Genomic DNA, 23,150 nt, shown 5'->3' with positions numbered 1-23,150 from the left:
GGAAACCTACGAAGACTGGAGAGTTAAAAAAGCAACAGCTGAATCAAAAATAATACCATTCAAAAAGACACACCATATTATATATATGAGAAACGATGAAACCGGAGACGGGGTGTCTTAATTCATGACATTTATCATGTTTTTTTTCATGCGAAACGCATTGACCATTACCCGCTTTACCGCGTCATATATAGGGAAAAGGAATGAGTGATGCAAGTAAGATTTTTTTATAATTGTTGATAAATTGTCAACATTGTGTCTTATTTTTGTGAGCACTTTTAAAGAAACTTAAGGTCAAATCTAAACTAAATAGGCTGTGTATCGTCGTGTTTCCATTCTTATGCGCAAGCATTTTGTGAGTGTTCTTGTCCTATGCGTTGCAATGATCGCATCCATGTCCGTACAGGCTGCGGATCCAGGCAAGGGTAAGGCATTGTTTCAGCAGAATTGCGCCAGCTGCCATAATGTTCACAAGAAAGTTACTGGTCCCGCACTGAAGGGTGTGGAAGAGCGTTGGTCTGATAAGAAATTATTGCACCAATGGATTCATAACTCAGGTTCTGTGATCGCGTCTGGTGATCCTTATGCTGTTAATCTCTTCAATGAGTATAGCAAGCAGGCAATGCCAGCTTTCCCTTCTTTCTCCGATGAGGATATCGATAATATCCTGGCTTACATCGCTGATGAAGCTACTAAGGGAGGAGCTACGACTACTACTGATGCAGGTGGTCAAACAGGAGCTGGTACTACCGGTGCTGGTGAAGAAGGTGGTAACAACAGCCTGCTGTTCGGTATCATCACCCTGATCCTGGCAGTTGTAGCACTGATCCTGATGCAGATCAACAGTAGCCTGAACAAACTGGCCGCTGACAAGGATGGTGTTGCTACTCCAGAACCGGTTCCATTCTACAAGAACAAAGCATACATCGCCCTGGTGATCCTTTTACTGTTCATCGTAGGTGGTTACTACACTATCAACGGTGCAATTGGTCTGGGACGTCAGAAAGACTACATGCCTGAGCAGCCAATCTTCTACTCACACAAAGTACACGCCGGTATCAACCAGATCAACTGTCTGTATTGCCACGCTGGTGCCGAGAAGAGCAAGCACGCCATGATCCCTTCTGAAAATATCTGTATGAACTGTCACAAGACCATTAGTGAATATAGTGGTAAGTATGAGCTGTTCACTGCAGAAGGTAAGAAAGTAAATGGTACTGCAGAGATCCAGAAATTATACGATGCAGTTGGATGGGATAAAAATTCCCAGAAATATACCAAACCTGGTAAACCAATCGAGTGGACCAAGATCCACAACCTGCCTGACCACGTTTACTTTAACCACTCTCAACACGTAGTAGCTGGTAAACAGCAATGTCAGACCTGTCACGGTGCTATCACTAAAATGGACGAGGTTCATCAGTTCGCAGAACTGTCAATGGGTTGGTGCGTAAACTGTCACCGTACAACCAAAGTACAGTTCGCAGATAATAAATACTACAGCATTTTTGAAGAGTTCCACAAGCAGGTGAAAGAAGGTAAGATCGACAGCGTAACAGTTGAAATGGTAGGTGGTACTGAATGTCAGAAATGTCACTATTAATAACTAAATGAAGCAAATCGGGTGAAGGAAGCTGGGGAATGTTAGCGAAGGTCAAATCGTTATGCCGTAATGCCATACTTCAAACGTCAGAACTTCAAAGGTGTCTTAAAAAATAATCCGTAACTCGTTAGTATAAATAACATGGAGCAAAAAAAGTATTGGAAAGGCTTGGAGGAGTTGCACAATACCAAGGAACATCAGGAGATTGTGAATAACGAATTCAGAGAGGATTTGCCATTTGAGGAGAGTGAAAGCCTGTTGAATGCTACTACCCCCCGCAGGGACTTCCTGAAATACCTGGGGTTCACTACTGCAGCTGCTACAATTGCAGCCAGTTGCGAAACGCCTGTTAAGAAAGCAATACCTTACGTAAATAAGCCGGAGGAAATTACTCCCGGCGTACCTAACTATTACGCTTCCACTTACGCAGTAGACGGAGAGGTTCTCCCTGTTGTAGTTAAAACACGTGAAGGCCGTCCTATCAAAGTTGATGGTAACGACCTGTCTTCCGTAACCGGCAGCGCATCTACTGCAAGAGTACAGGGTTCTGTACTGAGCCTGTACGATTCAGCACGCCTGCGTTTCCCAACTATCAACGGTGCAGAAACAACCTGGGCTGAGCTGGACAAACAGGTAGCTGCAGCACTTGCAGGCCTGGGCAGCGCTCCTATCGTGTTACTGACTTCTACTATTGTAAGTCCTTCTACCAAAAAAGTAATTGCCGGTTTCCAGGCAAAATATCCTGGCTTCCGTCATGTAACATATGATGCAGTATCCTACTCCGGTATGCTGCTGGCTAATGAAGCTTCTTACGGAAAAAGAGCACTGCCTGTTTACCACTTCGAAAACGCAAAGACTGTTGTAAGTCTTGGTGCAGATTTCCTGGGTACATGGCTGAATCCCGTAGAATATTCAAAACAGTATGGTACTAACCGTAAGATCGATGCGAAGAAGCCGGAAATGAGCAAACATTTCCACTTCGAGAGCATGATGAGCGTTACCGGTGCCAATGCTGATGAAAGATATACACACAAACCATCAGAGACCGGTGCAATAGCACTGGCCCTGCTGAGCGCTGTAGGTGGTGCTGTAAGCAAACCAGCTATCGCTGACAAACGTCTGGCAGATGGTATCGAAAAAGCAGCGAAAGCGCTGAGAGACAGCCAGGGTAAAGCACTGGTTGTAAGCGGTTCCAATGATGTAAACGTACAGATTATCGTAAATGCCATCAACAACCAGATCGGTGCAAATGGTAATACTATCGACTGGGCTTCCACTGTTAGCTACCGCCAGGGTATCGACAGCGACATGGCACAGCTGGTAAATGATCTGAATGCAGGCAGCGTTGGTGCTTTGTTCGTATACGGTGTGAACCCTGCTTATGACTATTATGACGCTGCGAAATTCATCTCCGGTGTTAAGCAGGCTAAACTGACCGTTACTTTCAACGATCGTAAAGACGAAACTTCTGAACTGTTCAAATATGCGGCTCCTGCTCATCACTACCTGGAAAGCTGGGGAGATGTTGAAGGCCGTACCGGATATTTCAGTTTCATACAGCCAACAATCGCGCCACTGTTCAAAACACGTGCGTTTGAATCTACCCTGCTGGCATGGAGCGGAAACGCTACTTCCTGGGAAGATTTCCTGAAGAACGAATGGATCACCAAACTGGGTAGCCAGGAAGCGTGGGACAAAGCTCTGCAGGATGGTATCATCGAACCTGCACAGGCTCCTGCTTTAGGCGGTGCTTCTTTCGCAGGCGATGTAGCAGCAGCTGCTGCAAAAATCAACAGTGCTAAGAAAGGCGGTAAGCTGGAACTGGTACTGTATGAAAAAGTAGCTATCGGTAACGGTAAAGAAGCCAACAACCCATGGCTGCAGGAAATGCCGGATCCAATCACCCGTGCTACATGGGATAACTATGCAGTTATTTCCAACACCCTCGCTAAAACGTTCCACACAGAGCTGGGCGATGACTACGAAATCAATAATGACAGGACTGTACTGAAGATCAAAGCAAATGGTAAAGAACTTTCTCTGCCACTGCTGATCCTCCCTGGTATTCATCCTGAAGTAGTAGCGATCGCAGTAGGTTACGGACGTAACAACAACGCCGGTAAAGCTGCAGCAGGTGTAGGTAAAAATGCTTATCCTTTTGTAAGCTACAACGGTCAGACTTTTGATTATTTCGCTCCTGAAGCAACTGTAGAGAAAACTTCAGAAGTAGCTCAGATAGGTGTTACTCAAACACACAACAGTTACGAAGGTCGTCCTATCGTTAAGGAAACCACCCTGGAAGAGTTCCTCAAGAACCCTAAAGAGGTGAACGAAGACCGTAAGGAACTGGAAAAATATGGTAAGGACTTCCGTACAGACGGTACGCTGTATCCGGATATCCACCACTACCAGGGTATCAAGTGGGGTATGTCTATCGACCTGAACACCTGTTTCGGTTGCGGTGCATGTACTATCGCTTGTCAGGCTGAAAACAACGTATCAGTAGTAGGTAAAGAGCAGGTGATCAAGGCGCACGAAATGCACTGGCTGCGTATTGACCGTTACTTCAGCGGTGATGAAAACAATCCTGAAGTAGTGTTCCAGCCGATGCTGTGTCAGCACTGTGATAACGCTCCATGTGAGAACGTTTGTCCGGTAGCAGCAACCAACCACAGCTCTGAAGGTATCAACCAGATGGCTTACAACCGTTGTATCGGTACCCGTTATTGTGCAAACAACTGTCCATATAAAGTTCGTCGCTTCAACTGGAGAGACTGGAACGGTGCGGACAGTTTCGAAAATAACCTGTATGATGTAGCAGGTATGAACGACAGCCTGACACGTATGGTGCTGAACCCTGATGTAGTGGTTCGTAGCCGTGGTGTAATGGAAAAATGTTCTTTCTGCGTACAGCGTTTACAGGATGCTAAACTGACTGCTAAGAAAGCAGGCCGTCCGATGAAAGATGGTGAAGCGAAAACTGCTTGTCAGGTAGCATGTGCTGCTGATGCTATCGTATTCGGTAACATCAACGATAAAGAAAGCCGCATTGCGAAACTGCGTAATGAAGAGCAGACAGACAGGCTGTACTATGTGCTGGAAGAAACCCACACACTGCCTTCCGTGAACTACCTGGCTAAGATCAGAAATAAAGCCGCTGAGCCAAAGGCAAAAGCACACGGAGAAGAAGCTCATCATGAAGAAGCAGCAAAACACGAAGCGTAAGCAAGGTTGAGCTGATTAGAAAGAAAGATTAACAGAGAGATAATTTAAGTTTAGAACAATTAAAGCTCCTTATTCTGCATCCAGGTGCAGGCTAGGGGGAAAAGCTTAAAGAATTATGCATTTAAAGTACGAATCCACACTAAGAGAACCATTAGTTGATGGGGTGAAAGATTACCACCAGGTAACAGAAGATATCATCAGCCCGATTGAAGCCAAGCCTGGTAAATTGTGGTACGTGGGCTTTGTCATTTCCCTGATGCTACTGGGATTCGGTATCTTCTCCGTGACCTGGGAAGTTTATTACGGTACAGGTGTGTGGAACCTGAATAAGACCGTTGGTTGGGGATGGGATATCACCAACTTCGTATGGTGGGTGGGTATCGGTCACGCCGGTACACTGATCTCTGCGATCCTCCTGCTGTTCCGTCAGGGATGGCGTACAGGGGTGAACCGTGCGGCAGAAGCGATGACCATCTTCGCGGTAATGTGCGCCGGTCAGTTCCCGATCTTCCACATGGGTCGTGTATGGATGGCCTTCTTCGTATTGCCTTATCCTAACACCCGTGGACCTCTGTGGGTGAACTTCAACTCCCCGCTGTTGTGGGACGTGTTTGCGATCTCTACTTACTTCACAGTATCTCTCCTGTTCTGGTATTCCGGTCTGATCCCTGACTTCGCTACAGTGCGTGACAGGGCTAAAACCAAACTGCGTAAGTTATTATATGGTATCGCTTCTTTCGGCTGGACTGGTTCTACCAAACACTGGCAACGTCATGAAGCACTGTCACTGGTATTGGCAGGTTTATCTACTCCGCTGGTACTCTCCGTACACACCATCGTATCTTTCGACTTCGCTACCTCTGTAATTCCTGGTTGGCATACTACCATCTTCCCTCCTTACTTCGTGGCGGGTGCGATCTTCTCCGGATTCGCAATGGTACAGACCCTGCTGATCATCGTACGTAAAGTATTAAAACTCGAAGAGTACATCACTATTGGTCACATGGAAGCCATGAACAAAGTGATCGTACTGACAGGTTCCGTTGTAGGTTGTGCATATCTGACTGAGTTATTCATGGCATGGTATGCAGGTGTTCCTTACGAATTCGCTACATTCTATAAATATCGTGCAGCTGGTCCGCTGGGCTGGTCTTACTGGATCATGATGACCTGTAACGTAATTACTCCGCAGGTGTTCTGGTTCAGAAAAATGAGAAGGAACGTAGCGGTAACATTCGTAATGTCCATCATTGTGAACATTGGTATGTGGTTCGAGCGTTTCGTGATCATCTGTACTTCACTGTACCGTGACTACCTGCCATCCAGCTGGAGCTACTATCGTCCATCCTGGCCAGAAGTTGGTTTCTACATGGGTACTTTCGGATTGTTCTTCACCTGCTTCTTCCTGTTTGCTAAATACTTCCCGGTAATTGCGGTAGCTGAGATCAAGAGCATTCTGAAGACATCCGGCGAAAGCTTCAAGAACGGCATGCAGAAATATGAAGAGCAGCCTGCTGAAGAATTTGAAGCAGGTTTACACCACCACGATGATCATCATCATGATACACACGGTGCTGTAGCTCATGCACACAACTAATCTTATCATCGGGCAATGCCCGGCGAAGTAAAGAGATCTGGATTTCGATTATTAGACTAAGAATTTTTTAAACATATGGCGGTTAAAAATTTTGTTGTAGCAAGTTTCAGTGATGAGGCGGTTCTGTTTCCGGCAGTGAAAAAAGTAAGAACTGCAGGTTACAAGATTCACGATGTGTACACACCATTCCCGATACATGGTCTCGATCACGCATTGGGTCTGCGGGAAACCAGTCTGCACACTGCCGGTTTCATATACGGTATCACCGGTACTACTACGGCATTATCCTGCATGAGCTGGGTATTTAACTCTGACTGGCCTTTGAACATAGGTGGTAAACCACACTTCCCGCTGCCGGCATTCATTCCTATCACTTTCGAGTTGACAGTATTGTTTTCTGCAGTAGGTATGGTGCTCACATTCTGCTACCTGTGTCAGCTGGCTCCTTTTGTAAAGAAACATATCTTCCATCCCCGTCAGACAGACGATCTGTTTGTAATGGCGATTGAAGTAACTGCAAAGACCAATACAGAAGAGCTGAAAAGCTTCCTCGCAAGTATTGGCGGACAGCAGATCAACGAGCAACGTGCGGAAGCAGGCTGGTGGTATGGTCGTTTCGACAAAGATGACCGCCTGTTTGAAACCAAACGCGTAGAAGCTGTAAATGCATAAACTCAGAAATTAAAACCTTCCGGTGAAAGATTTCCCGGCAGGAGCACACAGAACACAAGCTTGAATTATAATATACAGATGAAAAGGACTTCCAACATATTGATCGCGGCTGCTTTGGTAAGTGGAGCTTTGTTATCGGCATGCGGAAAGGACAACAGAAAGCCTGGCAAACATTACATGCCAGACATGTTCGAATCCCGTGCTTACGAGTTCTATAATGAGCGTCTTTCTACAATGAAACCAGTAGAAGGAACAGTAAAAAGAGGAGAGCTGCTGCCTTACCATCTGAAAGCGGCAGATACCGCACTGGCTAATGCAGTAAAAAATCCACTGATTCTCACCAAAGCGGATCTGGAGGAAGGAAAACGTTTATTTAATATCTACTGTGCTATCTGCCACGGTTCAAAGCTGGACGGTAACGGTCCGCTGTACAACGGTGGTAATGGTCCTTACATCGCTGCTCCGGCTAACCTGGGTAGCGGTCCTAAGGCTAGCTACACAGAGGGACGTCTGTTCCACGTAATGACCTATGGTTACAATGCTATGGGTAGCTACGCCAGTCAGCTGGACAGAGAACAGCGCTGGAAAATAGCTGCGTATATCCGTAGTTTCAGGAACAACGGAGCAGAAGCTTCAGCAGTTCTGGCTGATTCAGCCAAGGTAGCTCCTGCTGCACCGGCAGTAGCAGCACCAGCGGCTCAGGATTCATCAGCGACTAAATAAGATAAACTAGCATTCAATCAAGTATTTTAATATACAGTAATGAAGGACCAATTTGTAGTACCGGCAAGATTAAAAACGACCAGCTTCGTGTTAATGGGTATTGGCTTGCTGACTTTGTTGATCGGAATTTTTGCATTTCATGGCGAGCATGGCTCTACACGTTTCTGGGCTGGCATCCTCCAGAACAGTTCATTCTTTACGCTGATAGTCCTGGCAAGTACCTTCTTTATCGGAGCTACTACACTTGCACATGGCGGTTGGCAGATCGGTTTCCGTCGCGTACCGGAAGCTATTTCAATGGCGCTGCCTGTACTGGGTGGTATCCTGTTCCTTGTAGTGATGTTGATCGTGTTTGGTGGAAAGGAACATATCTACCACTGGGTAAATGTGGAGCATGTTAAACATGATGCAGTATTGACCTGGAAACAGGCTTTCCTGAATAAAGGAACATACACAGGTTTCATGGCCGTAACAATCGGTCTCTGGATATTCTTTACCATAAAGCTGCGTAACATGTCCATCGAAGAAGATGGATGGGATCTTACAGCAGCATCAGGCCGTCGTATCCTCTGGAGAAATACAGTATGGTGCGGTGCATTTATCGTGATCTATACCTTGAGCGTTGGATCTACCACTCCATGGCTCCTGTTGATGAGTATCGATGCACACTGGTATTCTACTATGTATAGCTGGTACACTTTCGCAAGCACCTGGGTATCCGGTATTGCGCTGATCATCTTATTCGTAGCTTACCTGAAACGTAATGGTTACCTGCCAATGGTGAATGAAGAGCACCTGCATGACCTGGGTAAATTCGCTTTCGCTTTCAGTATTTTCTGGACATACCTCTGGTTCTCCCAGTACATGCTGATCTGGTATGCCAATATGCCTGAAGAAACTATCTACTTCAAACCACGTGTATGGGGCGAATGGAGAGGTATATTCTTCCTGAACCTGATCATCAACTTCATCGTGCCTTTATTGTACCTGATGAAACGCGATACTAAACGTAACTATTCTTCTATGGTGTTCATTTCTATCGTGATCCTCGCTGGTCACTGGATGGACTTCTGGCAGATGGTAGGTCCTGGTACTTACGGACACCTGGTGTTCCCTTGGTACGAAGCAGGTCTGGCAGTAGGTTTCGTTGGTCTGATCATATTCCTGGTATCCAATCAGCTGTCAAAAACAGCACTGGTACCAAAGAATCATCCTTATCTCAAAGAAAGTATTGTACACCACACCTGATCATCGGGCATATAATGGAGATTCCGGTAGTAAATACCGGATGTGACAGGTAATAACGAAAAGCATTAGATAACTTAATTATTTCAAATAGCAATGTCAGGATATTTAGCAGTCTTTGTTGTTGTGCTCATATTCGTAGTCATCTTCCAGATTGCGAAGGCCAGCGAGTATGTGTCCATACTGAAGGGAGAAAAGAAAACGCGTCAGCAAACTAACCGTGTAAATGGTTTCCTGTTGATTGCCTTCCTGGTACTTGGCCTGATAGGTGTGTATCTCTGTCACGATTCCCTGCAAGCCAAGATTATCACGCATGCTGCCTCTGAGCAGGGTAAGGGCATCGACGATATGATCAAAACCACGCTGATCATTACAGGTATTGTATTTGTAATCACCCAGATCTTATTGTTCTGGTTCGCTTACAAATACCAGGAGAAAGAAGGACGTCAGGCGTTTTACTTTCCTCATAACAATAAACTGGAGTTAATATGGACGGTTATTCCGGCCATTGCGCTCACTATCCTGGTGGCTTTCGGTTTAAGGCACTGGTTCCGTATCACTTCCGATGCTCCAAAAGATGCAATGGTAGTTGAAATCACTGGTAAGCAGTTCAACTGGCTGATCCGTTACCCAGGTAAAGATGGCCAGCTGGGTCGTAAAGACTTTAAAAATATCAATGACGCTAACAACCCTGTAGGTCAGGATTGGGACGATCAGCTGAATAAGGATGACTACATGGCTACAGAAATGCACCTGGTAGTTAACAAGCCTGTAAAACTGATCATTGGCTCCCGTGATGTGATCCATGATGTTGGTCTGTCTCATTTCCGTCTGAAGATGGATGCTGTTCCGGGTATTCCTACTACATTATGGTTTACTCCTACCACGACCACTGCACAGATGAGAGAAATGACAGGTAATGCTGATTTCGTATATGAGATCTCTTGTGATCAGATGTGTGGCGCCGGTCACTACTCAATGAAGGCAAATATCGTAGTAGAAACACAGGCTGAGTACGATGCATGGGCTGCAAAACAGGTAGCTCAGTATGCCGTAGCTCATCCGGCTCCGGCTGCAGCACCTGCTGCTCCGGCAGCAACTACTCCGGCTGCGGATTCTGCACATCAGGAAAAAGTAGTGGCGGTTAATGATGCTAAACACTAAATTTGTTTAGCCGAAGAGATTAATAATTATAGACGCAGGTATTTTAAAAAATATAAGATAAACTGGTAGCGGTACTCCCCGATGACAGTTTTATATAAATAGAACCGATTATGAGTAACGAAGCAACATTGCACAGTCAGGAGGTGATTCACGGCGCACATGCGCACGATCACGGGCACGATGATCATGAACACCATCATGAGGGCGGCTTCATTTCGAAGTATGTTTTCAGCCTTGACCACAAAACCATTGCCAAGCAGTTTCTGATCACCGGTATCATCTGGGCTATCATAGGTGCTTTCTTCTCTGTACTGTTCCGTTTGCAACTGGGTTTCCCGGATGCTACTTTCCCCTGGCTGGAAAGCATCCTGGGTCACTGGGCTAAGGGTGGACGTATTACACCTGAGGCTTACTATGCATTGGTAACCATGCATGGTACCATATTGGTATTCTTTGTATTAACAGCCGGTTTGAGCGGTACTTTCTCCAACCTGCTGATTCCATTGCAGGTAGGTGCCCGCGATATGGCTTCTCCCCTGATGAACTGTATGAGTTACTGGGCTTTCTTCCTCGCCAGCGTGGTGATGATGACTTCCCTGTTCGTACAGACAGGTCCTGCTTCCGGTGGTTGGACGGCTTATCCTCCACTGAGTGCACTGGGAGACGCTTCAATCGGTTCTAAAATAGGTATGGACCTGTGGTTGATCAGTATGGCGCTGTTCGTTGTTTCACAGCTGCTGGGTGGTCTGAACTACATCTCTACCGTTCTGAATATGCGTACTAAAGGTATGACCATGACGAAGATGCCGCTGACTATCTGGAGCTTCTTCTTCACTGCCGTACTGGGTGTACTTTCCTTCCCTGTATTATTATCTGGTTTCATCCTGCTGCTGTTTGATCGTCACGCAGGTACCAGCTTCTACCTGAGCGATCTGTTCGTAGCCGGTAAAGCACTGCCTAACGAAGGTGGTAGCGCTATCCTCTATCAGCACTTGTTCTGGTTCCTCGGTCACCCTGAGGTATATATCATTATCCTGCCTGCGATGGGTATGGTATCTGAGATCCTGGCGGTTAACTCCCGCAAACCGATCTTCGGTTACCTCGCGATGGTGGGTTCTATGTTCGCGATCGTTATCCTGGCGTTCCTGGTATGGGCGCACCACATGTTCGTTACGGGTCTGAATCCATTCCTGGGTGCATTCTTCGTACTGTTAACATTGCTGATCGCGGTACCGTCAGCCATTAAGGTGTTCAACTGGTTAACCACCATCTGGAAAGGTAACCTGCGCTTTACACCTGGTATGCTGTTCGCTATCGGTTTTGTGAGCACATTCATCTCCGGTGGTCTGACAGGTATCTGGTTAGGTAACTCTTCTATCGATATTCACCTGCACGATACATACTTCGTAATTGCGCACTTCCACATTGTAATGGGTGTGTCTGCATTCTTCGGTACGTTCGCCGGTGTATACCACTGGTTCCCTAAAATGTTTGGCCGTTACCTGAACAGTACACTGGCTTACATTCACTTCTGGATCACCCTGATCGGCGCTTACCTGATCTTCTGGCCAATGCACTATGAAGGTATGGCGGGTATGCCAAGAAGGTACTATGATTACTCCAGCTGGGAATCATTCAAGCAGTTTACAGACCTGAACCACTTCATCAGTATTGTAGTGATCGTAGTGTTCGCTGCACAGCTGTTGTTCGTGCTGAACTTCTTCTATAGCATCTTCAAGGGTAGAAAAGTAACTACTACTAACCCATGGGGCGCAACTACACTGGAATGGACTACACCAATCAATCCAGGTCACGGTAACTGGATCGGTGAAATTCCTGAAGTATATCGTTGGCCATATGACTACAGCAAAAACGGTAAGGATTTCGTACCGCAAACTGTACCATTGTCACCAGACGAAGAGAAAGAAGGTCATTAATAAGTTGATTTTTTGAGCAATCTACAGGTAAGACCTGTAGGAATGGGCTGAAGAAAATGATAAGAGAAAACTCGATAAAATTGTCGACATCGTATGCAGTAGCCAGTAAGGTGAAGGATTATTCTCAGTTGATGAAGTTTAACCTCACCATTATGGTTGTGTTTTCAAGTGTGGTAGGATATCTGCTGGTGCCGGGAGTCGGGTTCAATCTGATAAAAGTTCTTACTTTATTTGCCGGTGGTTTACTGGTGTCTGGCTCAGCCAACACTATTAACCAGTTACTGGAAAAAGAAACGGATAAGCTAATGGCGCGTACAGCTGTACGCCCTTTACCTGCCGGCCGGATGTCTGATACAGAGGCTATCATATTAGCTATTGTAACGGGCGTATCCGGTCTGGTGATCCTGGCGCTGGGCTTCAACCTGCTGTGTGCAGGACTGAGCCTCTTATCCCTGGTGTTGTACGGTTTTGTATATACACCCTGGAAAAAATGGAACTCACTGGCAGTGCTGGTGGGTGCTGTGCCGGGAGCATTACCACTGCTCATTGGATGGGCTGGTGGTGCAAATGCAATAGGTGAAGGCGGATGGGCACTGTTTGCTATCCAGTTCCTTTGGCAGTTCCCGCACTTTTGGGCAATCGCCTGGATCGGTTATAAGGACTACACCAGGGCTGGTTTCAAACTGTTACCCGCCGGCGGAGAACCTAACAAGCTGATCGCATTACAGGCAGTGCTTTACACACTGTTGCTGATACCAGCAGGTTTATTACCTTATTACCTGCATATCAGTGGTTCGATTTCTGCGATCGTGGTATTGCTGGTAACGTTGTTTTTCCTGTACCGCGCATTCAACCTGTACAGGAAATGTGATGTGCCTGCCGCCAGAAAGCTGATGTTTGGTTCTTATATTTATCTGATGGTCATGGAGTTTGCACTACTCTTTGATAAGATCGGATAGTTCAATTTTTGAAACAAGGAGTGATGGACGCAATGAGCTTACAACGAAATAAAATACATCCGCATAAATATTCCCTATGGATAGCAATGGGTAGTATTACCATGATGTTTATCGGGTTTACGAGTGCATATGTAGTAAAGCGTGCGCAGGCAAACTGGTTTACTTTCCAGTTACCGTTTATCTTCTGGATCTCTACTGCGGTTATCCTGACCAGCAGTGCAACCATTCAGATGGCGGTAAAACAGTTCCGTAACAGGAACATGCAGCGGTACAAACAGCTGATCACGCTGACCGCAATACTGGGAGTAGCTTTTGCAGTGTGTCAGTGGATTGGTTTCAAACAGATGACTGATATGGGGCTTCCGTTAAGCGGCCCGGCATCCGTATCGTTCATTTATGTAATAGTAAGTGTACACCTGTTGCACGTGCTGGGTGGTGTTGTAGCGCTGCTGATTATGTTTGGCAGGGCCTTCCGTACAAGGGTTCGTACTTATAGTGCGGTTCCTATAGAAGTAGCAGCCACATATTGGCATTTTGTGGATGGGTTATGGATTTACCTGTTGATATTTCTGAGTATTGCCAGATAAACTTTCTAAAAATTAATTACAAAACAAACAATGGATACAGCAGTTACAGCGAAGAAAAAATGGTGGTCCGGGGGACATTCTCCTTTTAATGTGAGCTACGGAAAGTTGATGATGTGGTACTTCCTGATGTCAGATGCCTTTACTTTTGGAGCATTGCTGATATCATATGGTACGATCCGCTTCATGAGCACTTCCTGGCCTGATCCAAATGAGGTGTTCCACGCATTCCCTGGTATGGGACACACGAATCTGCCACTGGTATTTGTGAGCTTGATGACCTTCATCCTGATCATGAGTTCTGTAACAATGGTATTGGCTGTACATGCTGGTCACATGAGAGATCGTAAGGCTGTTGTGAAATGGATGTCATGGACTATCCTGGGTGGTATCGCCTTCCTGTCCTGTCAGGCATGGGAATGGACGCACCTTCATGAAGCCGGTGCATGGTGGGGACGCAATCCTTTCCTGAACGTTGACGGAACTGTTGCTTCTACTAACTTTACCAATTTCTTCTTTACTATCACAGGTTTCCACGGTTTACACGTAACTTCCGGTGTGGTGCTGAACATTATCATCCTGGCTAACGTGCTGAAAGGTACTTACGAAGAAAGAGGCCACTATGAAATGGTTGAAAAGGTTGGTTTGTACTGGCACTTCGTAGATCTGGTTTGGGTATTCGTATTCACCTGTTTCTACCTGCTTTAATCGAAGGCTGGTAAGTATTTGTAATCTGGAATTTTAAAAAGAAAAAACTAATGGAACATACACATACAGCCGTAGCGCACGAGGAGCATGGACATGATTCATCTACCAAATCGATCTGGAAAACGTTCTGGATATTATTGGTGATCACCATTTTTGAAGTAGGTCTGGCATTCCTTTACCTGGAATACGACTTCATGGCAAGATGGGCGCTGAACGGTATCTTCGTAACGCTGACACTTGTAAAGGCATTCTTTATCGTTGCTGAGTTCATGCACTTACGTCATGAGATCAGGAACCTGATAATGACTATTCTGATGCCTTTGTTATTGTTCGTATGGTTCATCATCGCCTTCCTGGCAGATGGTGATTCCTGGAAGAATATGCGTAAGGACCTGTCTCCAGGTACTCCTGCAGCTCCGGCTAAGCATATCACCAACGAGCACGCGCCTGCACATCACTAATTCAACTTTATACATTACGCTTTACAGGTGCTGCTCTATTCGTATGGCAGTATTTGTAAAGCGTAAATTTTATCAGACCATTAAAACTTCAGGCCATTACCAAGAGAGGACTTATAGGATTGATGCTGGCAGTATTGGTGCCATTGGCGGGATACCTGATAGTAGACCATTACAGTAAGGATGTTGTACCTATCCCCCGTTACTACATACCTGAAAAGGTAGACACAATAGTAAAAAATGGTACTGCCACATATGATACCACTTTCCATGTGGTAAAAGACTTCAGTTTCATTAACCAGATGGGCCAGAAAGTAAGCCTGAAAGACTTACACGGCAAGGTGATACTGGTCAACTTCTTCTTCACTTCCTGCCCCAGCATCTGCCCGAAGATGATGGCAAACCTGGAAAAGGTACAGCAGGCTTATGTTAAAAACGACACTTTATTACAGATGATATCACTGACTGTAGATCCTGAAAGGGATTCTTCTGACCAGTTGCGTATGTATGGTGTAAAACGTGGCATTAATCCTGACAACTGGTGGCTGGGAACCGGTTCAAAGAAAGATATTTATGACTGGGCGAGGAACGAGGTCTTTGTGAGTGTGACCCAGGGAGACGGCGGTCCGGATGATTTCATTCATACCGAGAAGCTGGTACTACTTGACAAGGATCACCACATCCGTGGGTATTACGATGGATTGGATTCTAATGCCGTACGCAGGTGTGCGAATGACATTGCGGTACTGCACCTGGAGAAAGACAAGCACAGACCAGGCTTACTGAAACGGCTTTTTTCAACAACAGAATAGTTTAAGCGGGGTACCACAACGCCCCCAATCACAGCTATGGATATCAAGAGTAAAAATCTTAACCTGCCGATTGCTATTGTTTCAATAGTAATACCCGTGCTGGTAGCATTCCTATTCTACCTGCCACGGCCCAACATTGAGGTGGGCTTCAATGTACAGATACTTCCCCTGTTTCATGCGGTATTAAATTCAACTACGGCGGTATTGCTGCTGGCTAGCTTGTATTTTATCCGTAAGGGATATGTCAAAGCGCATAAAACAACCAACCTGATAGCCGTAGCGCTGTCAGCACTGTTCCTGGTTTCTTATGTTACATACCACTTCTTTACAGAGAGTACGAAGTATGGCGATAACAACCATGATCATGTGGTAGATGCTGCTGAAAAGGCGCTGGTGGGCGGAAGTGCCTACGTTTATTATTTCATTCTGCTGACGCATATTCTGCTGGCAATTATTATCGTGCCGCTGGTGTTGTTTACACTGCTGCGTGGGTTCCAGTCAGATTTTGAGAAACATAAGAAGATAGCGCGTTTCACCTGGCCGATCTGGTTCTATGTAGCGGTAACCGGTGTGATCGTGTATGTGATGATATCTCCCTACTATTGATTGATAGTAACGGAGGGAATGACAGGAATGCTTAAATTTACTGTATGAAAAAGATCGTTTGGCTATTAGTGATTATATTATGCGCTGGTGTACAGGCAATGGCACAATGCTCGCTTTGTACTAAAACAGCTCAGCAGCTGGGTGAAGGTCCTGCAAAGGGCCTGAATAATGGCATCCTGATGCTGGCAGCCACACCGCTGGTGATCATCGGTATTATGGTGTTCAGACAGTGGAAGAGCAACCGTGAAGCGTAAAGAATAATCGCGTTAATATATTAAAGAAAGAAGGAGGTCCGGTTTTACCAGACCTCCTTTGATGTTCTTATTAGGATATAGTTCGCGACGACTTATTTGATACTGCAGCCTTCCATTTCATAGATGTGGTAGCCCTGTTGCAGAATGTTTTGTTCCCACATGGGGATCATTTCCTGCACATGACAGAACCTACAATCTCTGGAAGAAACAGATTGTTTTTCAATAGATTTCGACTTGAGATATGCATTGCCAAAGGTGAGCACATTCTCATAATTGGTATCGGCGGACACGATGATGTCGAAGTGCATATAGCCGCCCTCACGACGCTTCACGTAGGTGTCAAAGATAGCAACCTCCATATTAGTGTATTCGGTTTAAGGTCATAGAATATAGTGAATCATGTAACGGATCAGGTAGGATACAAAAGTAGGAATGGTAGAAAACTGGTAAAATATTTAACATCTTATTTACCAGTGCTAAAACGGATAAGCGAAAACCATGAGAATAATAGCTAATCTTTTTTATACCACTTATTAATAAATTAAGCTTTTAACTAAAATATTGATGCTCACTTTATATACATTAACTTCCAGTTAACATCCGTGTACGATAATTACAAGGCAGTGATTCCTCATGCAGGAATATGTAAATTGAGCGTTTAAACCGACCAGCTATGAAAAGCATTTTCCAATTATTTATCAGAGGAGGCATTCCGGTCTCGGTCCCTGTAAATATGGAAACATCCGTTCCTGTGAATACCATCCCCGGAAAGAAGGTACCAGTATTGCTTTGTATGTCGGTTGTAGTAGCCGCTGCGGCCGCTATGATTACGGAAGGACTGATCATGGCTATGCAGACCCTGAGTACTTACAGCGGACTGCCGGGTATGTCCAGGGATCTGGATGAACACGATCTGTTGGTGCTGCTGGTGCCGGTCATCGTTACGTTGATAATAGCCCTTGCGCTCCGTTATGCGGGTGAAAAGGTCAGGCAATTGCTAAGACCTGTACAAAGTATCCTTTCAATTAATGCCGGTATTCCTTTGGGCCTGGAAGGTGCTTTAGTTGATCTGCCCCAGACTGTAGCCGGCCAGGTAAAAAGAGGCGACGTCCGGGAGAAACAGATCCTGGCTGCGGCAGCTATGGCTGGAGGTATTGCATTTCTTTTTGGAAGCCCGCTGGCGGCAATCGCCCTCATTATAGAGTTACTGATGGTAGAACTTACCTGGATGGGCATTACTGCCATAATACTGGGCGGTGGTACCGGAATGCTGTTGCATTACTGGCTGAGGGGCAGTGAGCCTGTATTTATGATGCCGCAGCTAACAATGGCAGGCGTGCCCGCATTACTGGGATACACCATTACCGGACTACTGGTTGGGTTGGTAGCCATCCTGGCGAAGAAGATGATCAATGGAATGGGTAACCTTTTCCAGAAGCTGCCGGTTGACAAATTGTGGTGGCCTGTGGCAGGAGCTATTCTCACCGGTGTATTTGGATACTTTTCACCTGAGATCCTGGGAGCAGGTTATGAACATATAGATAGCCTCTTGCTCGGTCAGGTGACCCTGCAATTCCTGGTAGTAATGGCCATTGGGAAATTGTTACTGATGAGCATTACTGTAGGTAGTGGTATCCCCGGAGGGACTATTGCACCTTTGTTGGTCTCCGGGGGAGCACTGGGACTGTTTGTGACCTTCCTGCTGCAATTTATATTCCCGGCAGTACAGTTGAATTTTGCGCTGGCAGCATTGGTAGGAATGACGGCTATGTTTGCCGGGGGGAACAGGGTACTACCTGCTGCTATCTTTTTCGCCATAGAAACCACCCATGTCACGAATGCACTGTTGCCGGTTATCTGTGGATGTACCGCTGCTTACCTGGTGGTATTCCTGCTGGCAAAAAAGAAGGTAGCACAGCCGGCTGTGCTACCTGAAAATATTTCCTGACCCTGGCAGGTTTATTCCGCCACCACTTTTAATCCTATAATAGAAGCAATCAGCATAAAGAGGAAAAACAGGCGCCAGAATGCAGCCGGTTCCTTAAACAGCAGCATACCTGCAATAGCAGTACCTGCAGCCCCAATACCAGTCCACACAGCATAGGAAGTGCCAATAGGCAGTCCGCCGTTAATTGCTTTGTTCAAAAAGAAGAAGCTGAGCGAGATACAGGCAAAGAAGCCGATAGAAGGCCAGAGCCTTGTAAAGTTTTCGGAATATTTCAGTGAGATGGTAAAGCCGATTTCAAATAATCCACCGATAATCAGGAATATCCAGGCCATGATGAATGCGTTTAAAAGATATTAAAATTACAGATCTCCCCATACGGCTATGATGCCTCAGCAGCAGCCGCGTAATGGGAATATGCGTTTACGTATTTTGCGATGATGTTATTGTGAGATGTTACGACGTAACCTTACCTGCATAGCCAGGATTCGTCATTACCAGCCGCATAATGGAATACGGCATAAGCGATGGAAATACGATATGTGGGAAACCTTAACACGGGTATAAAGATACGTAATCTTCGGGGGCTAGTAATTATTTACAAAGCGGTAGAGGTTGAATGCACCGGTAGTCATTTGTTGCAGTATCTGTTGCTGCAGCGCACGGCGGTTAACATCTTGCATACGCCGGTGTTGTAATAACTGGTAAGCTTTTTCTGCCAGCAATAAAGCATGATGCTGACGGCTACCCTGCACCTGCTGCTGATGGCTGGTGATTGCATTTACCAATGCAGCGAGTCCTTCTTCTCTGGTGGCGATAGTTTTCAATACCGGGATCTCCCAGTTTTCTTTATGCCGGCTATGTGCCAGCAATCTGAGGTTCTTCACAAATTCATCAGCGTTGTCCCGGTCTGCTTTATTGACCACGAAGATGTCGGCAATTTCCATGAGCCCTGCTTTCATAGTTTGTATTTCATCTCCTGCTTCAGGTACTACCACTACGACAGTGGTATCAGCAATACCGGCGATTTCTACTTCGCTCTGTCCTACTCCTACTGTTTCAATAAACAGGTAGTCGAACCCGGCGGCTTTTATCAGATCACTTACTTCTATGATTTTGGGACTAAGGCCTCCTAATGCACCTCTGCTGGCCATAGAGCGAATATATACCTGCTGGTTGTCAAAATGTTGTCCCATGCGGATGCGGTCGCCCAGTAAAGCGCCATAGTTGAACGGTGAGGATGGATCAACAGCAATGATGGCAATCCTTTTGTCCTGGCCCAGCAGAAAGGTGATCAGTGCATTCACGAGTGTGCTTTTACCTGCTCCTGGAGGACCAGTAATACCTATCACCCTGGTATTACTGTTGGCAGGAAGTGCTTCCAGCAGTTGCTGATAGCCGGCAGCTTCGTTTTCAACAAGTGAAATACTCCTTGCGAGGGCCTTGACTTCTTTGTTCAGTAATGCGGATAAGAGGGGCTGGTGCATGCATCTAAATTACGTAATTCATTATTGATTATATATCTTCGCAAGCATTATATCTCCCATATGAAAGTATCAGGGTTCACTTTTGTTCGAAATGCGGTAAAGTATGATTATCCGGTGGTTGCAGCTATCAGCTCCATTCTGCCCTTGTGTGACGAAGTGATTGTCAGCGTAGGTAATTGTGATGATGGTACTTTGGAACTGATTGAATCCATTGGCTCTCCTAAAATTAAGATCACGCATTCTGTATGGGATGATTCCCTGAAAGAAGGAGGCCGTATCCTTGCAGTAGAGACAGATAAAGCATTTGCACATGTAAGCCCTGATGCAGATTGGGCGTTTTATATACAGGCAGATGAAGTGGTGCATGAACAGGACTACCCTGCTATTCGTGCCGCTATGCAGGAATACCTGGATGATAAGCGCGTAGAGGGATTGCTGTTTAAGTACACACACTTCTTCGGCAGTTATGATTATATCGGCGATTCACGCACCTGGTATCAGCATGAGATAAGGGTGATCCGTAATGATAAGCGTATCTCCTCCTATCGTGATGCACAGGGCTTTAGAAAGGAAGGACAAAAATTGCATGTAAAACGTGTGAACGCAAGCATGTATCATTACGGATGGGTAAAAGATCCGCAGATACAGGCACAGAAACTGAACAACTCTTTTCAGTTATATCATGGCACGAATGAAGAACTGGTTACTAATCGTGTGCCTATTGCGGAATTCGATTATGGTGGAGTAGACTCACTGGCGCCGTTTAAAGGCACGCATCCTGAAGTGATGAAAGAGCGGATTAATAAGAAGAACTGGCAGTTCACCCATGATATCAGCCGGAAGAAATTCTCTTTTAAAGGGAGTATTCTATATTGGATAGAGAAGAGAACGGGTAAACGTTTATTCGATTACAGGAATTATAAAGTTATTTAAACCAGGAATCAGGAATGGTTTCTGCTATTCCTGATTCCCGGCAATATACTATCAATACAGGCTTCTGTATAATTTGATATACTCTCTCGCGTTAGTATCCCAACTGAATTTTCTTGCATGTTGTTGTATGGCGTTAGCTGGATTGTTAGCTGCATAATGCGTCAATCCCTGCTCTAACACTTGCTGCATATGTTCTTTATCGAACTGCTTAAAATAATATGCAGCATCTCCTCCTATTTCAGGTAAGCTGGTTTTGTCTGAAAGGAAAACAGGTTTACCGAAATGCATTGCTTCCACCACAGGCGCTCCAAAACCCTCTGCCACAGAGGGAAACATAAAGGCTTTACAATTTTTATAGTACCAGTATTTCTCTTCATCGGTAATGCTGCCGAGTAATTTAACACGGGCGCTTACACCGTATTTCGCAGCTTCTTCTTCTATTTTCTTAAAATAATCTCCCGGTGTTTTTCCAGCTATCAGCAATTCAAAATCATTATGCTCCAACAGTTTTGGTAATACATGGAAATTCTTTTTGGGCAACACCATACCGATAGCAAACAGGAACGGAACTGCTGGTCTGTATTGCGGTGCATCAAAGCCGGGAAACTCTTTTATTTCAGAACCCTGGTAAATGATACTGCATTTACTTTTAGGCACATTAATATATTCCTGTATTGTGTTCAGTGTGAATTGAGAGATGGCAACGATACGATCTGTCTCCTCTACCTGCCGTTGTATTGCTTCCAGCGACCTGCTTTTTTCTCCCTTGCTTTTATTGGGTTCAAAAAGAAAGTTGAGGTCATGAATAGTGAGGATGGTCTTCTTTGCTTTCTTCCGTGGCCATACATTACCTGTCTGGTGTACAGCATGCCATATATCCATTTCTGATGGATTAAAGGCGTAGCGGTGATACCATTTGTAAGGGATCTTTTTAAAGTCGCCTTTAAAGTTATTGAACCCTGCAGGAAGATAATAGGTCAGTTGTTCGTCGTCTGCCTTCAGCTCCAGCAGGCGTTGGCCCAGCTGCATACAGAAGGTATACAGACCGTTATGAGGATATTTTAATTTCTCGAAGTCTAAACCGATATGATGCATATGATAAAAGTAGGATAAGTTAGTACAGACTGCGATAGATCTGTAAGTAATTTTTTGCTGCATGATCGAAAGTCATGGAGGCTGCCCGCTCCTTCATGGCGGCAACAGGCTGTGTGTTGTTGAAATGCTGCATGCCTTCCTGAAAGATCTGTTGCATGTTTGTCGCTGAGAAGTCATGGAAGTAATAGCACAAAGGTCCGCCTACTTCCGGAAGACTGGTCTTATCCGAGAGAAAGCAGGGCTTCCCTTCACTCAGGGCATCTACCACAGGCAGACCGAATCCTTCCGCCAGCGATGGAAATGCAAATGCCGTACAGTGGTGATAGTACCAGTATCTTTCCTGGCTGGAGATGCTACCCAGTACTTTCACACGATCAGCTACCTGGTACTGTGTGGCAGTGGCCAGTATTTTCTCTTTATATGCTTCGTCAAAAACAGGACCGGCAATGACCAGTTCATAGTCGTTATGCTGTAGCAGCGGCGGCAGCACAGCAAAGTTCTTTTTAGTATCTATACTGCCAATGGTAAAAATAAAAGGGCGTTGAGGCCGGTATCCCGGATCATCAAAGTCTGGAAAGGTTTCCAGCGTGCCGCCATTATATATTACACTGGCAGGTTTGTTGCGCAGATCAAGGTGTTGTTTTACATCTTCGAGAACGAACCGGGAGATAGTGACGATATGATCTGCACGATCTATATTCCGTTGTATCTTTTTTAATACGGAGTTCCTCTTTTCAGGAGAGATAGTTTGCTGGTGAATAACGTTGAGATCGTGTATTGTCAGCACGTGCCTGGTGTTCTTGTTGGATGGGCGGAAATGGGAAGACTGGAAAGATGTATGCCATATATTCAACTGTGGAAAAGAGGGCATTAACCAGCGATGCAGTTTCCTGTTGATGATATACTGTTCGTGCGGACCAAAAAATCCTTTTCGGTTAGCCGGCACATAAAACACTACTTTCTCATCTTCTGCTTTGTTGCGAAGCAGCGCATTACCGAACTGTTTACAGTACTCAAAGAGTCCGGTATTGGCATATCTCATTTTCTCGCAATCAAACAATATTTGCCGCATGGATAACATTTAGATTTGAAGCTGAGGGCGTTACAGTCCCGTCAGGTTCTTTTCAGCGTATCGGGCAAATA

The 23,150-nt window shown here is 45.5% G+C and carries 22 protein-coding genes; 17 read left to right on the top strand and 5 right to left on the bottom strand.

The features are described 5' to 3' along the window. The first annotated feature begins 382 nt into the window (after positions 1–382). From BLR32_RS04895 to BLR32_RS04825, 15 genes are all read left to right on the top strand, one after another. Positions 383–1,603 (top strand): c-type cytochrome, encoded by a 1,221-nt coding sequence (locus BLR32_RS04895; protein WP_089829105.1) that lies wholly within the window; start codon positions 383–385, stop codon positions 1,601–1,603. Between the two features lie 141 nt (positions 1,604–1,744). Beyond that, a complete protein-coding gene (locus BLR32_RS04890) occupies positions 1,745–4,828 on the top strand; it encodes a TAT-variant-translocated molybdopterin oxidoreductase (RefSeq protein ID WP_089829104.1) in 3,084 nt (1,027 codons plus the stop codon). Positions 4,829–4,943: 115 nt separating this feature from the next. Next, complete coding sequence (nrfD, locus tag BLR32_RS04885) at positions 4,944–6,425, top strand: NrfD/PsrC family molybdoenzyme membrane anchor subunit (protein WP_089829103.1); 1,482 nt, start codon at positions 4,944–4,946, stop codon at positions 6,423–6,425. A gap of 75 nt (positions 6,426–6,500) precedes the next feature. Continuing rightward, entirely contained in the window at positions 6,501–7,097 is a 597-nt protein-coding gene (locus tag BLR32_RS04880) for a DUF3341 domain-containing protein (protein WP_089829102.1), read from the top strand. A 78-nt stretch (positions 7,098–7,175) separates the two neighbouring features. Continuing rightward, complete coding sequence (locus BLR32_RS04875) at positions 7,176–7,820, top strand: c-type cytochrome (RefSeq protein ID WP_089829101.1); 645 nt, start codon at positions 7,176–7,178, stop codon at positions 7,818–7,820. Between the two features lie 39 nt (positions 7,821–7,859). Continuing rightward, entirely contained in the window at positions 7,860–9,068 is a 1,209-nt protein-coding gene (locus BLR32_RS04870; protein ID WP_089829100.1) for a quinol:cytochrome C oxidoreductase, read from the top strand. 93 nt (positions 9,069–9,161) lie between these two features. Continuing rightward, positions 9,162–10,229 (top strand): cytochrome c oxidase subunit II, encoded by a 1,068-nt coding sequence (locus BLR32_RS04865; protein WP_089829099.1) that lies wholly within the window; start codon positions 9,162–9,164, stop codon positions 10,227–10,229. A 110-nt stretch (positions 10,230–10,339) separates the two neighbouring features. Further along, positions 10,340–12,166, top strand: a complete 1,827-nt coding sequence (locus BLR32_RS04860; protein WP_089829098.1) for a cytochrome c oxidase subunit I — start codon at positions 10,340–10,342, stop codon at positions 12,164–12,166. 80 nt (positions 12,167–12,246) lie between these two features. Beyond that, positions 12,247–13,125 carry a heme o synthase gene (gene cyoE / locus BLR32_RS04855; protein WP_245705354.1) on the top strand — a complete coding sequence of 293 codons (879 nt, stop codon included), beginning with the start codon at positions 12,247–12,249 and terminating at the stop codon, positions 13,123–13,125. Positions 13,126–13,148: 23 nt separating this feature from the next. Further along, the gene (locus BLR32_RS04850) at positions 13,149–13,712 is read left to right on the top strand and encodes a cytochrome c oxidase subunit 3 (RefSeq protein WP_089829096.1); all 564 of its coding nucleotides are present in this window, start codon (positions 13,149–13,151) and stop codon (positions 13,710–13,712) included. A gap of 30 nt (positions 13,713–13,742) precedes the next feature. Beyond that, positions 13,743–14,417 carry a cytochrome c oxidase subunit 3 gene (locus BLR32_RS04845; protein ID WP_089829095.1) on the top strand — a complete coding sequence of 225 codons (675 nt, stop codon included), beginning with the start codon at positions 13,743–13,745 and terminating at the stop codon, positions 14,415–14,417. Positions 14,418–14,467: 50 nt separating this feature from the next. Continuing rightward, positions 14,468–14,878, top strand: a complete 411-nt coding sequence (locus BLR32_RS04840) for a cytochrome C oxidase subunit IV family protein (RefSeq protein ID WP_089829094.1) — start codon at positions 14,468–14,470, stop codon at positions 14,876–14,878. 122 nt (positions 14,879–15,000) lie between these two features. Continuing rightward, positions 15,001–15,687, top strand: coding sequence for an SCO family protein (locus BLR32_RS04835; protein WP_089829093.1), 687 nt, complete (start codon positions 15,001–15,003; stop codon positions 15,685–15,687). A gap of 36 nt (positions 15,688–15,723) precedes the next feature. Then, entirely contained in the window at positions 15,724–16,293 is a 570-nt protein-coding gene (locus tag BLR32_RS04830; RefSeq protein WP_089829092.1) for a DUF420 domain-containing protein, read from the top strand. A gap of 44 nt (positions 16,294–16,337) precedes the next feature. Further along, positions 16,338–16,547: a hypothetical protein gene (locus BLR32_RS04825; protein ID WP_089829091.1), complete on the top strand. Its 210-nt coding sequence runs from the start codon at positions 16,338–16,340 to the stop codon at positions 16,545–16,547. 92 nt (positions 16,548–16,639) lie between these two features. Here BLR32_RS04825 and BLR32_RS04820 read toward each other — a convergent pair whose 3' ends face one another. After that, complete coding sequence (locus BLR32_RS04820; RefSeq protein WP_089829090.1) at positions 16,640–16,906, bottom strand: DUF2024 family protein; 267 nt, start codon at positions 16,904–16,906, stop codon at positions 16,640–16,642. A 314-nt stretch (positions 16,907–17,220) separates the two neighbouring features. Between BLR32_RS04820 and BLR32_RS04815 the strand changes: the two genes are divergently transcribed. Further along, positions 17,221–18,495: a chloride channel protein gene (locus tag BLR32_RS04815; RefSeq protein ID WP_089829089.1), complete on the top strand. Its 1,275-nt coding sequence runs from the start codon at positions 17,221–17,223 to the stop codon at positions 18,493–18,495. A gap of 11 nt (positions 18,496–18,506) precedes the next feature. Here the strand turns inward: BLR32_RS04815 and BLR32_RS04810 are convergent, their stop codons facing one another. Both BLR32_RS04810 and meaB read right to left on the bottom strand, forming a co-directional pair. Then, positions 18,507–18,827: a DMT family transporter gene (locus tag BLR32_RS04810; RefSeq protein WP_089829088.1), complete on the bottom strand. Its 321-nt coding sequence runs from the start codon at positions 18,825–18,827 to the stop codon at positions 18,507–18,509. Between the two features lie 252 nt (positions 18,828–19,079). Next, positions 19,080–19,979, bottom strand: a complete 900-nt coding sequence (gene meaB, locus BLR32_RS04805) for a methylmalonyl Co-A mutase-associated GTPase MeaB (protein ID WP_089829087.1) — start codon at positions 19,977–19,979, stop codon at positions 19,080–19,082. A 60-nt stretch (positions 19,980–20,039) separates the two neighbouring features. Between meaB and BLR32_RS04800 the strand changes: the two genes are divergently transcribed. Then, entirely contained in the window at positions 20,040–20,912 is an 873-nt protein-coding gene (locus tag BLR32_RS04800; protein WP_089829086.1) for a glycosyltransferase family protein, read from the top strand. Positions 20,913–20,963: 51 nt separating this feature from the next. Here the strand turns inward: BLR32_RS04800 and BLR32_RS04795 are convergent, their stop codons facing one another. Next, positions 20,964–22,007, bottom strand: coding sequence for a glycosyltransferase family 4 protein (locus BLR32_RS04795; protein ID WP_176842169.1), 1,044 nt, complete (start codon positions 22,005–22,007; stop codon positions 20,964–20,966). A gap of 19 nt (positions 22,008–22,026) precedes the next feature. Further along, positions 22,027–23,079 (bottom strand): glycosyltransferase family 4 protein, encoded by a 1,053-nt coding sequence (locus tag BLR32_RS04790; RefSeq protein WP_176842168.1) that lies wholly within the window; start codon positions 23,077–23,079, stop codon positions 22,027–22,029. Between the last annotated feature and the right edge of the window lie 71 nt (positions 23,080–23,150).

Origin of the sequence: Chitinophaga filiformis (genome assembly GCF_900102545.1) — a bacterium.
GTDB lineage: Bacteria > Bacteroidota > Bacteroidia > Chitinophagales > Chitinophagaceae > Chitinophaga > Chitinophaga filiformis.
The sequence above is the reverse complement of the archived record's forward strand: the minus strand, read 5'-3'. Positions and strand labels throughout refer to the sequence as shown.